We start from the raw sequence: 13455 nt of genomic DNA, 5'->3' as shown, positions 1-13455 counted from the left end.
TTTTTTAAGCGAACTAGATGCGTATAAAAAATAACATGTAACTAATACTCTATGGAGGATCTTTATGGGGAAATATATCTCGATTTCTTTAATAATAATGATGGGTTGCATGATCTTGTTAGGGGCGTTACTTATTGTCTTTGAAGATGTAATGATCTCTTTCTCATTTGTTTTTCTTTTGTTATTAGCTATAATTATTTCATTATTAATTAGAATTGTTGAATCGCTCAAGAAAAAATAAGATTTTCAAAGGGGGACACTCTATAATTATTAGAGCGTACCCTTTTGTGTCTTAATCTTAGAGTGACAACATAAGTTGAACTCAGGGAAATTGTTTCTTATCGGTAGCTTTTAGACTCTGATTTTTCTATTAAACGGCAAGTTACATATTTTTTAAAATAGATTGATAGATTATTCTAATAGCTTCTTCTAGCTCATTTTGACTCATTGCTAAAACAGGCATAAATGTTAATACTTGATCTAATTGGCGGATGATCAGTCCTTTTTGACGTGCAGCTAAGACAATGTTATCAAGTTTATTTTCTTGAATTGGGAAAGTGGTTTTCGTTTCTCTGTCTTGTACAATCTCTATCCCAACCATTAATCCTCGTTGCCGAATGTCTCCAACAATGTCTAGCATATATAGATTTTGTAATTGTTCATTTACGAATGCAGCATTTACTTGGACTTTTTCGATTAATGCTGTTTCTTCCATTAATTGAATATTTTTTAGTGCAACGGAACAGCTTAGTTGGTTGCCAGTGTATGTATGACCATGGTAAAACGTTTTATGCTCCTCTTTTTCTCCTAAAAAAGCATCAAATATTTTTTGACTTGTAATAGTTGCTGCGAGAGGCATGTAGCCACCAGTTATTCCTTTTCCTACACATAATATGTCGGGTACAACCTCTTCTTGTTCACAGGCAAACATTGTTCCGGAGCGCCCAAAGCCAACAGCCACTTCATCACAAATAAGGAGAACATTATATTTTCTACAAAGGTTTTCTACACCTTTTAAGAAGCCAGATGGATGAGTAATTATTCCAGCTGCTCCTTGTACTAAAGGCTCAATGATTATACCAGCTATTTCATCAGCTTTTTCTTGAAGTAAGCTTTCTAACCGCTGTAAGCAGAAATTCTTAACATCTTCGGCATGATCAAATTCTGTCATTCGATACGTGTGAGGGGTTGGTAATGAGACACGTTTGAAAAGCAATGGCTCAAAGATACGATGATATAAGTCCATGCCACCTACGCTGACGGAACCGATCGTATCACCATGATACGCTTCGTCTAAGGAGATAAATGTATGTTTATTTTTATATTTTTCAAGATTGGTATTTTGCCAATATTGATAAGCGATTTTTAAGGCGATTTCAACGGAAGCAGAACCTGTATCAGAATAGAAAACTTTACGTAAGTTGCCTGGCGTGATTTCTGCTAATTTCTTTGCTAGTAGTATTGAAGGCACATTGGCAGAACCTAATAAAGTAGAATGAGCGATTTGATGTACTTGATCGATCAGTGCTTCGTTTAACGCAGGAACATTATGGCCATGGACATTTACCCATAGAGAAGCATAGCCATCTAAATATTTCTTGCCTTCAATATCATACAAATAGCTACCTTGTCCTCTTTCAATAATCAGCGGTTTATTTTGTTGATACATTTTCATTTGGGTAAATGGATGCCAGACATATTCTTTATCCCAGTTTTCTAAATTTTGCACTTCATCGTGTTTCATAACGGAAAACCTCCTGGATTTGCTTCTTGAATGCTTCGGATTGTATACAACTTTCACAATAGCTCTCTAATTCATTTTTGACATCTTCAAAAAAAGGAATAGCTAAAGCAGGCAACTGAACGATTCGCTTTAAGGTCTCGACATTGTCTAGATGAATGATGTTCGTTTCTTCAAATCTATTGAAAAATAATAATTGAATAGGAATTTCATGATGGTTAGCATATTGGTTAGTTGTTAATACATCATGAATCGAACCAAGACCGCTTGCACTAACAAGAATAGTAGGCATATTCGCGTCTTTAATAAAATCTTTTGTCATGTAAAAGTCATCTTCTCGTTCAATTAAAGGAACGGCTAACCCTCCAGCTCCTTCGACTAAGACAATATCATTCGCTTGTTCTAATTCTTTCAGTCTTTGTAAAACAGCTTCGATGTTCACTTTGGCACCTTGTAGCTTAATCGCTAGATGGGGTGAAGTTTCAGGTTCCAGGGCATAGCATCCTGCATTGCCAACGCCGAGGATTGACTGGAACCAATCTAAATCAGGATAAGTTTGTGTTTCTTCAATTAGCCCTGTTTGGAACGGTTTAAATACGGTTGTTTTCAACCCCAGCCTGTTTAATGAGTAAAATAAGAAACCAGTAGTGATCGTTTTGCCAATATCAGTGCCTGTTCCTGTAATAAAGAATGATCGACCCATATTTCATGCAGCTCCTTGCTTAATAATTGTATTTTTTAATCTTGGACGCATCTTAGCTATGATGGCAGCGCTCATCGCAGCTAGTAGTAGATCACCAGGAGCAGGTAAGTAGAAACCGAATAACAATGTTTCATGAAGAGAAAGAGGTTTTTCAATCACCCATTTCATTGACCCATAAAGCCAAAGGCATCCAAAGAAGTACACAATGAGGAGGGTACTTACGTTGGCGAAGAAAATAGAATAGATTCTTTTTAAGTTAAACCTTTGAATAAACCAGCCATTTGCATAGGCCCCCAATACATACCCAATTAAATAGCCAAATGTCGGTTTGAGAAGATAGCTGGGCCCGCCTCCTTCGGCAAAGATTGGTAACCCTACTAATCCGATTAACATATAGCAAAGTTGACTTAAACTGCCAAGCTTCGGTCCTAATAGGGCTCCAGCAAGATAGACAGATAGAATTTGTAGTGTAAAAGGAATATAGGGAATAGGTATTTTAATAAATGCCCCTACTGCGGTTAGGGCAGCGAATAATGCTGCGAACGCTATGGTAGTATTTTTCATTATTTCACCTCGTTTGTTTAAAATATCTTGAATATTATTCTGCATGATTTATAATTCAATTGTCAACCTATTTTATTTTATGGTTAACAATATAAAGATTTCACAGAAAAAGAGGAGAAATGTAGATGATTAAAGAAATGGAGCTACAACAATTAGCGGAGCGAGTCATAAGTGGGGAAGCATTGAGTAAAGAAGAAGCACTGTCTCTTTTGCAAATAGAAGATACCAAGATTTTAGAATTAATGAATGCTGCTTATAAGATTCGTCATCATTTCTATGGAAATAAAGTTAAATTGAATATGATTATTAATGCAAAGTCAGGTCTCTGTCCCGAAAACTGTGGATATTGTTCACAGTCAATCGTTGCAGAAACACCGATTGACAAATATGCCTGGTTAACGAAAGAGAAAATTATTCAAGGTGCAAAAGAGGCTATTTATCGTAAAGCGGGTACATATTGTATTGTTGCTTCTGGAAGACGTCCTACTGATAAAGAAATTTCCCATGTTGTGGACGCTGTAAAAGAGATTCGAGAAACGACAAATTTAAAGATTTGTTGCTGCTTAGGATTCCTGAATCCAGATCATGCTCAAGCTTTAGCAGATGCGGGGGTCCATCGTTACAATCACAATATCAATACACATCGTGATCAGTATGAGGAGATTTGTACAACACATACGTATGACCAAAGAATAGATACTGTCCAGCAAGCGAAAGAAGCGGGAATATCCCCTTGTTCTGGTGCTATATTTGGAATGGGGGAGAATGATGAGCAGCGAGTAGATATCGCCTTTGAATTGCGCGATTTAGATGCTGATTCGATACCTTGTAATTTTCTCGTGGCAATTGCAGGAACACCATTAAGCGATAAGAAAGAGTTAACACCGATAAACTGTTTAAAGATCATTGCGATGATGCGATTTGTAAATCCAACGAAAGAAATTCGAATTTCTGGTGGACGGGAAGTGAATCTTGGTTTTCTTCAGCCGCTAGGCTTGTTTGCAGCTAATTCCATTTTCGTTGGGGATTACTTAACGACTGAAGGTCAACAACCATTAGATGATTGGAGAATGATTGCGGAATTAGGTTTTGAAATCGAAGAATGCGCTTTGTAATAGACTCTATTAAAATGATTATGAATTTTCCTACGAATTTTGCTATTCCGAATAACGATCAAAGTATTGATTATTCATAAGTGAACGCGTACTATTTGTTCATAACAATTGAAAAAACGTTACAAATACTTCTTGTATATTTTCAGTAATATGGTCTGAACGTCTCTACCTAGTAGCCGTAAAATACTAGACTACAAGAAAGTTTGAATTAATGTAGATTGGAAGAAATATGTAGTAGTCTATGACATCGTTCTCTTCCTTTAATGCTCTTATTTTTCATTCTTTCTGTTGATCAGAATGTATGAAAAGTAAGAGCTTTTTTGTTGTTTGGCGTATAAAGGGGTTTTTAGTTGTGGATAATTATAGTAGCGTTTCCACATCTAAATCCAGCACCCTAGCTTTTAACGAATTGCATAGTAAAAGATATAGTTGCGATCTCAGGCGAATACGCTGTTACTCTTGTTAAAATCCACATCTAGGAGCTGCTTTCATGTACTTTTTGTTAAATCTTTTAGGCGTTTTTGTTGTGCTAGGCGTCGTGTTTTTATGTTCTCCGAATAAGAAAGAAGTAAAATGGAGACCGATTGTTTCTCTCATCGTTGTCGAATTGCTTATTACTTGGTTTATGTTAGGAACAACAATAGGTAGCTGGGTCATTAATAAAATTGCCTCATTCTTTACGTGGTTAATTGCATGTGCAAGTGAAGGAATAGCCTTTGTCTTTCCATCGGTTATGGCAAATGAAACAGTAGACTTTTTCTTTAGTGCATTGTTGCCCATTATTTTTGTCGTTACTTTCTTTGACATTTTATCTTATTTTGGCATTTTAACGTGGATTATAGATAAAGTGGGTTGGGTTATTTCTAAAGTGTCGCGCTTGCCCAAACTAGAAAGCTTTTTCTCGATTCAAATGATGTTCCTAGGAAATACGGAAGCGTTAGCTGTCATTCGTGATCAGCTATCTGTTTTAAAGGATAATCGTTTGCTTACCTTTGGAATTATGAGTATGAGTAGTATTAGTGGGTCGATTATTGGTGCCTATTTATCAATGGTCCCGGCAGAATATGTATTTTCTGCGATACCTATAAACTGTTTAAATGCGCTCATTTTAGTTAGTATTTTAAATCCAATCCATGTGCCAAAAGAAGAAGACATTATTTATGTACCGCCCAAATCGGAGAAAAAGGATTTCTTCTCAACGATTTCTAACAGTATGTTAGTCGGTATGAATATGGTTATCGTTATTTTAGCCATGGTTATTGGCTATGTCGCTCTTACAGCTGGTCTTAATGGGATTTTGGGTGTCATTGTAGATGGTCTGACGATTCAAAAAATCTTTTCAGTCATGTTTAGTCCATTTGCCTTTTTACTTGGTTTGACAGGGCATGATGCCATGTATGTCGCGCAGTTAATGGGAATTAAATTAGCCACGAATGAATTTGTTGCCATGATGGATCTAAAGAACAACTTAGATACACTGCCACCACATACGATTGCGGTTGCAACGACGTTCTTAACGTCATTTGCGAATTTTAGTACAGTTGGTATGATTTATGGAACGTATAATTCAGTATTATCAGAAGGAAAATCAGCGATTATTGGAAAAAATGTCTGGAAGCTTCTCGTAAGCGGTGTTGCGGTTTCCTTATTAAGTGCGATGATTGTTGGCTTATTTGTTTGGTAATAAACATTTAGAGAGAGCCTGAACCTTTACTCTTAAAACAACCCTTTAGTACATATACTAAAGGGTTGTTTTTTTCTGCTCGATTTGTTGATTGGATGAATTAGCGCACTGCAAATTTTAGTCCGCCACTCCCCAGACAAAGATATTTAGCGTCTGCAATGAGAGAAAAAGTGAATTGAACAGATATGATATTCACAACGAGATTCTAAGTGAATCAATTTTCGTATTGATTCAGGACTAAAGTATATTGGAACAAAATTAGGTCGTACTTATATAAACCCCATGTAATTTGGGATCAATGATGCTTAGAATCGTCTGAAAGATTTTCAATTAATGATTGGATTTGAAGAAAAAGAAAAGCATGGTTGCTCAAGTCTTTGGGGGAACAGGTTTTAAATTGGGCGTCTGGATTAAAAATTCATTATTAAAGGAAATATTTATCGAAGGAATAATTTGTCGAACTTTGTTGTTAAGTAGGATTGAAATTTAAATTTATGTACATAATACATTTTGTGTAAATGAACTGAGGGAGACATTTGTAAGGTGGTATTATTTGCGATCTTTTTTACTTATGTAATACATTGAGGAGGAAATCATGGATACTCAAACTTATAAACAGATTAAAGTAACATCAGCAGATCCATCTGCATTAGGATTGTTCGGACTTGCGATAATCGCTCTTGTAGAGTCAACAGAAGAATTAGGCTTGACACATGGGTTCGCTTTTATGGTTCCTTGGGTATTTTTTCTAGGCGGTCTAGCGCAGTTATTTGCTGCGTACCTAGATGCAAAGAATGACAGTATATTTGGAACAACTGTATGGGGGGCATATGGACTTTTTTGGATTAGTCTTGGTGTAACATGGTTAATTCAGTTAGGTGTTTTTGGTCCAAATTTTGATGCGGATGAAGATATCAAACAAGTGGGAGTTGCATTTATTGGGTATTTAATTTTCAGCATTTTTGTGACAATTGCGGCTATGGAAACAAATAAAGTTTTGTTTTTTGTTTTGCTTTTACTTGATATCGAATTTCTTGGATTATCTTTAAGTTCCTTTAATATTTTATATGATGCAACTTATGAGATGGCTGCAGTTTCAGAATTGTTCTGCGCTTTTCTATCTTTCTATGGTTCAGGGGCAATTCTGATCAACACATGCTTTGGAAAAACGGTGCTACCTCTAGGAAAACCGTTTGGTATTTTTGTTAAATAATATAAAATGGTAGCGATTATAAAAATCTGTCATTCAATAAAAAAGTAAGTGCTATTTATTAGTGACTCACTTTTTTAAATTGGCTACGAATGAATTTGTTGCCATGATGGACTTAAAGAATCATTTAGATACATTACCACCGCATACGATTGCAGTAGCAACGACATTCTTAAACGTCATTTGTGAACTTTAGTATAGTTGGTATGATCTATGGAACGTATAATTCTGTATTATTAGAAGATAAATTAACGATTATTGGTAAAAACGTCTGGAAGCTTCTTGTAAGCGGCGTTGCGGTTTCTTTATTAAGTGCGATGATTGTCGGTCTATTTGTTTGGGAATAAACGATAAAGAGAAAAACCTGAACCTAATAAAGGGTTCAGGTTTTTTTATGAAGAGGGTCCTAAAAAGGATGGTGGGTCATGATTTTTTAAGTAACAATTTTTAGTGTTCTATTTTGGGGATTACTCCGAAAGTCTTCCATCCTCGATATACACGACACGATCACATAAATCAAGCATCCGCTTGTCATGAGTGACCATGATGGCGGCTTTTCTGTGCAGTTTTACTTCATCTGCAAGCATTTGAACAACAGCTCGTCCTCGTTCGGAATCAAGGCTTGCGGTTGGTTCATCTGCTAGAATAATATCAGGGTTGTTCATCCAGGCACGCGCGATGGCGACACGCTGACGCTCACCACCGGATAAGCTTTCCGGGTAATGGCTCTTTCTATGAGATAAGCCAAGACGGTCAAGCAGGTTATCGACTCTATTTTTAGCCTTCTTATTTTGCATGCCGCTTAATTCAGAGATTAGCAGCAATTGGTCTTGAACGGTTAAATAAGGAATTAAATTAGCCGATTGAAAGACAAAGCCGATTTTTTCTAATCGAAGCTGATTCATTTGTTTCGGAGAAAGTTTGTTGATCTCCTTGTCACCAATGATAATACGCCCGCTTGTTGGTGATAATAATGCACCTGTAATAGAAAGGAATGTACTTTTTCCAGATCCGGATGGGCCGACAACGGCGACGAATTCACCCGCTTTTACTTGTAATGATACATCATCAAGCACTTTCACGGACGTATCACCATCACCATAAACCTTGCTGATATTTTCGAGTAGTAGTTGGTTTTCCATTATGCAGCCCTCCCGATTGCTTCAATGGCATCAATTTTTGATACACGGTATAGAGATAGTAAAGCGCCAATCATGGACACCACTAAGAAAAGAATTGAGCAGCCTGCTATTAATTGAACACTAAGGTCAAACGGCATACTATCAGGTAAAATGAACGATACGCCAAGGGTTAGTGAAATACTGATTAGTAGACTTACAATCGTAATGAATATCACTTGGAAAATAATCGTCCGTGCGAGATAGGTTGATTTTGCACCAATTGCCTTTAAGACACCAAATTGATTCATTTTTTGGATCGTCATGACGTAGAAGAATACGGCTAATACAAATGCAGCAATCACGAATAAAAACGCAATCATCATCATCAGTGAGCCTTGTTCTTCTTTATAGCCTGGAATGCCTTGCAGGGCTTGATCTTTACTAATCACTTCAACGTTTGAAACATTTTTTTCGATTTGTTTAACTTTGTTTTCTGATATGTTTAAAGCAATCGTATTAAAAACTTCTTGATTCGGAGTCTGGTTATGAGAAATGGTAGACCATCCGTTGAAATTCATATAGACAACTGGCGTATGACTGAAAGAGTGACCTTCTGTGAAACCGACTATTTTGAAAGTTTCTCCTGATGCTTGGTCTGTTATTTCATCACCGAGTTTTAATCCTTCTTGCTTTAAAGTACGATCGGCCACTACTTCATTTGCTGTTGTGTGATGGATCATTTTACCTTCGATGATCGTAGGAGTCAGCATATTATCCACATCGATTGCGAAAAACGTGACATCCATTTTTTTTGAAGCATTGTTTTTCGTAATAGTTGTCATTTGTACGCCAAGTGGTGTAGATTCATCCACCTCAGCATATTTGCGTACATCCCGCAGATTTTCCTCAGATAAGGTTGAACGGGTTAGGCGATGATCTGATTCCTGTTGAAGGATTAAATAATCCGCGTTCATGTTTTGAATCGACGATGCGTTATCTGAAGACAGCCCTTTAGCTAATCCGGAAACAAATAGGACCAACCAGATGAGTAATACCATGATGAATCCAATTAATACATAACGTAATTTAGCGTGCTTCATTTCCCTTAAAGCAAGAAACATGATTTGTTCATCTCCATTCATTAACTTAGATGTAGTATAAAGCGGCAATATGAATGGAGTATGAACAGCTCTTTACATTCTTGGAAGCTGGATACGGAAAGTCGTTCCTTTCCCCATTTGGCTTGCAACGGAGATTTTTCCCTCATGAAGCTCGACAATTTTCTTCGTAATCGCAAGACCTAGCCCGCTGCTACCGGCTTCACTGCGAATTCTGGCCTTATCTGCTTTATAAAAACGGTTGAATATATTTGCTAGATCATTTTGTGCAATACCAATGCCTGTGTCTTTTACTTCTACGATACAATCATTTTCTATTTCAGTGAGCCGAATCGATATCGTTCCGCCGATGCTGGTGAACTTAATGCTGTTCGTTAAAAGATTCGTCCATACTTGATGAAGCAGATGCTGATCGGCATAGATGAAGGTGGTGGGTAAACTTAGGTCAATCGCTAACTCTTTTTCCTGCCAGCTCCACTCAGACATAAATATAACCTGTTTAATTTGCTCGGCAACATCGAAGGTGCTCTTTTTTATAAGATGTTCTTCTTTATCTAATGAAGCAAGCGTCAATAATTGTTTACTTAATTGAGACATTCGTTTCGTTTCCGCTTCAATAATGGCTAAATAATGCTTCCGCTGTTCTTCAGGTAATGTATCGGATTGTAAAGTTTGTGAAAATCCTTGTATGGACGTGAGTGGAGCCTGAATTTCATGTGAAACGTTCGAAACGAATTCTTGACGCATACTCTCAAGCTGCTCTAAATTCTTTGCCATCTCCCTAAAATGATCGGCTAATTTGCCAATTTCGTCTCGGCGCTTCATATCGAGCTGAATATCATATTTTCCGGTTGATATCCTTTTCGTTGCATCGGTTAGTTTAATGATTGGTTTGACAATATACCGCGTACTGACAATCACGAAGAGGATGCTTAAAAGAAGAGAAAGAATGAGAAGAACCGAAAAGAAAATCCGCATTTCGCCAAACTGCATATCGAGATTTGGTCGGACGAATAGAGCATAGTCTTTGTCGTCTACAGTCATTCGCATCCCAATTGTATTAGTTAGTACATTATCGAAAAAACCTGTAATAAAGGCACTTGAGGGGAAATCCAAGATGCCGTGATACAGATGCCCATTGAGCACATTCTGAATGATTTCTGAATCCAACTCTTTTTTTCTAAATTCTCCACCATAAAAAGAACCATTTCCATCCTGATCCACTACATACAATTGATAGCCGAGGTTGCTGGCATTTTCTAAATAATCGTTAAGCGAAATTTCCTGATTTTGTTCATAAAAGGTAACAATGTCTTTCGCAAGGTGGGTCACTTTGCTGTCGTTATATGGCTTAAGCTTACTTTGGTAATAAAAATTGGCAAGGATAAAGGCGAGTATTCCACTTAAAATCATCACAAAAATGGTGGTAAAGACGATACGTAAATAGAGAGTTTTCACTTTTTGGCAACCTCCAATTTATAACCAACCCCTCGTACCGTTTTAATGACGAAATCCCCGCTCTGGTTTGAGAAGCGCTCTCGCAGCCGTTTAATATGCACATCCACCGTGCGATCATCCCCAGTGAAATCGATCCCCCAAATAAGCTGAATTAATTCGTCTCTCGTGAAAATTCGATCAGGGAAGCTTGCGAGCTGAGCTAAAAGTTCAAACTCTTTCATAGGCAGCATCAGAAGCTTTCCATTAGCGTGCACTTCATAACTTTTACGGTCAATTACGGTTTGATTGAGCACGATTTTCTCTGCATTGACCATCTGAAAACGACGAAGAAGGGCTTTAATACGGAACAATAATTCTTTCGGCTCAAATGGTTTTGTTACATAATCATCGGTTCCAACAGCAAAGCCTTTTTCTTTATCGATCAGCTGATCTTTCGCTGTTAATAAAATAATCGGGAAATCATAATCGTTTCTTATTTCCTCACACAGCTGATATCCGTCCTTATTCGGCATCATTACGTCTACAATGGCTAAATGAATTTGTTGTTCCATTAGGATTGCTGAAGCTTCTACGCCATCAGCTGCACCGTAAACGGAAAACCCTTCTTTTTGGAGGAAATGGTTTAATAATTCACGAATGTGAAGATCATCATCAACAATTAAAATATGGATCATAGGTATGTACATCTCCTAGAATAGAATGAAAGAGTGAGTTTACGTTTAATATACAGTATTTAGTCAAGAAGCTGAAATGTCTGTTTGCTCATTTGGAATTTGAAGACGTGACAATTCCTATTCCTAATCGTCAAATGTTTATTCTGACGCACAACAAGGACGGGGCTTTCACCTATATTTGCTTTCACCGCATCTTTTAGCTACGGGGTTTTTATAAAAGTTGTCATTAAGGGGGCGGATGATTTTGCCAAGCGGGTTCATGAATTTGAGCGTATTTGCTCATCTGGCTGGTGCAGTTTTTTCCTTCTCGGATCACTAAATTGGACTCTGGCTCGTAAATCCCAATTCTCGCGCGAAACGGGCAGGTTCCGGCGCGAAAATCATAAATTCGGTGCGCAAAATATGAATCCAGTACGAAATGAGTAGATTGGCATGGAAATTAACCATTTGGCTTTCTAATTTGTTGCCATGATCATAGGTAGTCGTTTTAAAACTTTCCAAAGGAGGCGTATCACGAGAAGGTAGGAAGAACTTGGTTTGTTTACCAAAGGGTACATTTGTTTGCTACAATAAGTATGCTAGAAAACGTGGACAGGGGAGAGTATATGGAAACTTTGGCAACAAATTTAATAATAATTGCTTTTTTTAGCTTTGTTATAGGACTTCTTGGTGTGATTAAAGGAAGTGTGAGATTCATAAGATTACGCTCTAGGAAGACAAGCTCATTATTAGTTGTGGCTTCATTCGTGGTGTTTATGATCGGGGGAGCTATGTTACCGACGGCTCCAGATATGAATGGCCCTACAGAAGATCAGCAAGTATCTTCAAAGGAACAAAAAGAAACGAAAAGAGAAGAAGCCAAGAAAGTGAAAGATATAGCTAATTCCAAGCTGTTAACAGGAGAATTGGAAGTACATTTTGTCGATGTTGGCCAAGGGGCAGCACAAGTGATTATTGCCCCAAATAAAAACGTAATGGTCATTGATGCCGGGAATAACGATGATGAAGCCACAATGGTCGCTTACTTAAAAAAATTAGCCATCACTAAGGTTGATGTGTTAATTGGAACCCATCCAGACGCAGATCACATTGGCGGGATGGATGCTGTGATTGACTCTTTTGATATCGGAAAAATATATATGCCGAAAGTACAAAGAGATACTCTAACATTTGAATCTGTTTTACAATCTATTCAAAACAAAGGATTAAAAGTGACCACTGCAAAAGCGGGAATAAAACTTGATTTAGACCCTACGGTACAAGTAAAAATGATTGCTCCACTGGATGATACAGCAAGTGATGCGAATGAAATGAGTGCTGTGGTTCGGCTTCAATATGGTGATCAATCCTTCCTTTTGACAGGGGATGCTGGGATACCAACGGAGGAAAAATGGCTTCAATCGGGTGAAAGAATAAAATCTACGGTCCTTTTAACCGGACACCATGGTAGCAATCACTCTACAAGTGAAGCCTTCTTAAAAGTGGTTCAACCGAAATACGCTGTTATTCAAGTCGGAAAAAATAGCTATGGTCATCCGACTAGCGAAGTATTAGAGCGACTTCACAGTGAGAAAGTACAAATATATCGTAATGATACAGATGGAACGATTGTGTTTAAAACGGATGGAAAAGAAATTCATATCAACAAAGATGCGTGGGTGTATACACCTGCTGCTAAATCATCGGCGCAGGCACAAGCGAATAACCAACCAACAATCAAACCAGTTGTACCTCCACAGGCAAATGTACCCGATGCGACAAGGAGCTTACAGGCTTCTGCAATGATTAATAAAGCGAATCCAAATCAAAACGAAGAAGTTACAGTGACTGTTAAGGTAAAAGATCAAAACAATCAGCCGATAAATGGGGCGAATGTTCATTTGAACCTTCACTTTAAGTCGAAAGATACGATATATGAAGGTGTCACAGATGTAAATGGAGTCGCCGTTCTTACCTTTCGAGTCGGTCGAGCGGCTTCTGGATTCACAGTAAATGGAGATATTACAATTTCAGCGAATGGAATTACTACAACCACGAAAACGGCCTTTACGCCAAAATAAAGGAAGT

The 13455-nt window shown here is 37.6% G+C and carries 12 protein-coding genes, 1 pseudogene and 1 riboswitch; of the genes and pseudogenes, 6 read left to right on the top strand and 7 right to left on the bottom strand.

The features are described 5' to 3' along the window. The first annotated feature begins 64 nt into the window (after positions 1–64). Positions 65–241, top strand: a complete 177-nt coding sequence (locus tag AC625_RS26950; RefSeq protein WP_156187585.1) for a hypothetical protein — start codon at positions 65–67, stop codon at positions 239–241. A 141-nt stretch (positions 242–382) separates the two neighbouring features. On the opposite strand, the gene bioA is transcribed toward AC625_RS26950, so the two are convergent. Genes bioA through AC625_RS19050 form a run of 3 tightly spaced genes read right to left on the bottom strand, consistent with a single transcriptional unit; the run spans position 383 to position 3008 of the window. Continuing rightward, on the bottom strand, positions 383–1744 hold the full coding sequence (gene bioA, locus AC625_RS19060; protein ID WP_049682728.1) for an adenosylmethionine--8-amino-7-oxononanoate transaminase: 1362 nt from the start codon (positions 1742–1744) through the stop codon (positions 383–385). Next, positions 1731–2444 (bottom strand): dethiobiotin synthase, encoded by a 714-nt coding sequence (gene bioD / locus AC625_RS19055; protein ID WP_049682727.1) that lies wholly within the window; start codon positions 2442–2444, stop codon positions 1731–1733. The genes bioA and bioD overlap by 14 nt, the downstream gene beginning before the upstream one ends. Before the next feature lie 3 nt (positions 2445–2447). Next, positions 2448–3008, bottom strand: a complete 561-nt coding sequence (locus AC625_RS19050) for a biotin transporter BioY (protein WP_049682726.1) — start codon at positions 3006–3008, stop codon at positions 2448–2450. 125 nt (positions 3009–3133) lie between these two features. Here AC625_RS19050 and bioB point away from each other — a divergent pair, with 125 nt between their 5' ends. The 4 genes and pseudogenes from bioB to AC625_RS26075 all read left to right on the top strand — a co-directional run. Further along, positions 3134–4123: a biotin synthase BioB gene (gene bioB, locus AC625_RS19045; RefSeq protein ID WP_425415459.1), complete on the top strand. Its 990-nt coding sequence runs from the start codon at positions 3134–3136 to the stop codon at positions 4121–4123. Between the two features lie 112 nt (positions 4124–4235). Beyond that, positions 4236–4337, top strand: a riboswitch (purine riboswitch). A 276-nt stretch (positions 4338–4613) separates the two neighbouring features. Next, complete coding sequence (locus AC625_RS19040; protein ID WP_049682725.1) at positions 4614–5807, top strand: nucleoside transporter C-terminal domain-containing protein; 1194 nt, start codon at positions 4614–4616, stop codon at positions 5805–5807. Positions 5808–6399: 592 nt separating this feature from the next. After that, the gene (locus tag AC625_RS19035) at positions 6400–7020 is read left to right on the top strand and encodes an acetate uptake transporter (protein ID WP_425415491.1); all 621 of its coding nucleotides are present in this window, start codon (positions 6400–6402) and stop codon (positions 7018–7020) included. A gap of 76 nt (positions 7021–7096) precedes the next feature. After that, positions 7097–7364: pseudogene (locus AC625_RS26075) on the top strand (nucleoside transporter C-terminal domain-containing protein); the annotation flags it as partial. Positions 7365–7484: 120 nt separating this feature from the next. Here AC625_RS26075 and AC625_RS19030 read toward each other — a convergent pair. The 4 genes from AC625_RS19030 to AC625_RS19015 form a co-directional block, all read right to left on the bottom strand. After that, on the bottom strand, positions 7485–8159 hold the full coding sequence (locus AC625_RS19030; RefSeq protein WP_082191171.1) for an ABC transporter ATP-binding protein: 675 nt from the start codon (positions 8157–8159) through the stop codon (positions 7485–7487). Next, the gene (locus AC625_RS19025; RefSeq protein ID WP_049682722.1) at positions 8159–9259 is read right to left on the bottom strand and encodes an ABC transporter permease; all 1101 of its coding nucleotides are present in this window, start codon (positions 9257–9259) and stop codon (positions 8159–8161) included. Before AC625_RS19025 ends, AC625_RS19030 begins: the two co-directional genes overlap by 1 nt. A 72-nt stretch (positions 9260–9331) precedes the next feature. Next, entirely contained in the window at positions 9332–10714 is a 1383-nt protein-coding gene (locus AC625_RS19020) for a sensor histidine kinase (protein ID WP_049682721.1), read from the bottom strand. Further along, on the bottom strand, positions 10711–11388 hold the full coding sequence (locus tag AC625_RS19015) for a response regulator transcription factor (protein ID WP_049682720.1): 678 nt from the start codon (positions 11386–11388) through the stop codon (positions 10711–10713). Before AC625_RS19015 ends, AC625_RS19020 begins: the two co-directional genes overlap by 4 nt. A 605-nt stretch (positions 11389–11993) precedes the next feature. Between AC625_RS19015 and AC625_RS25180 the strand changes: the two genes are divergently transcribed. Further along, the gene (locus tag AC625_RS25180) at positions 11994–13448 is read left to right on the top strand and encodes an MBL fold metallo-hydrolase (RefSeq protein WP_053178145.1); all 1455 of its coding nucleotides are present in this window, start codon (positions 11994–11996) and stop codon (positions 13446–13448) included. Positions 13449–13455 lie beyond the last annotated feature (7 nt).

The organism is Peribacillus loiseleuriae (assembly GCF_001183985.1).
Taxonomy (GTDB): Bacteria; Bacillota; Bacilli; order Bacillales; family DSM-1321; genus Peribacillus; species Peribacillus loiseleuriae.
The sequence above is the reverse complement of the archived record's forward strand: the minus strand, read 5'-3'. Positions and strand labels throughout refer to the sequence as shown.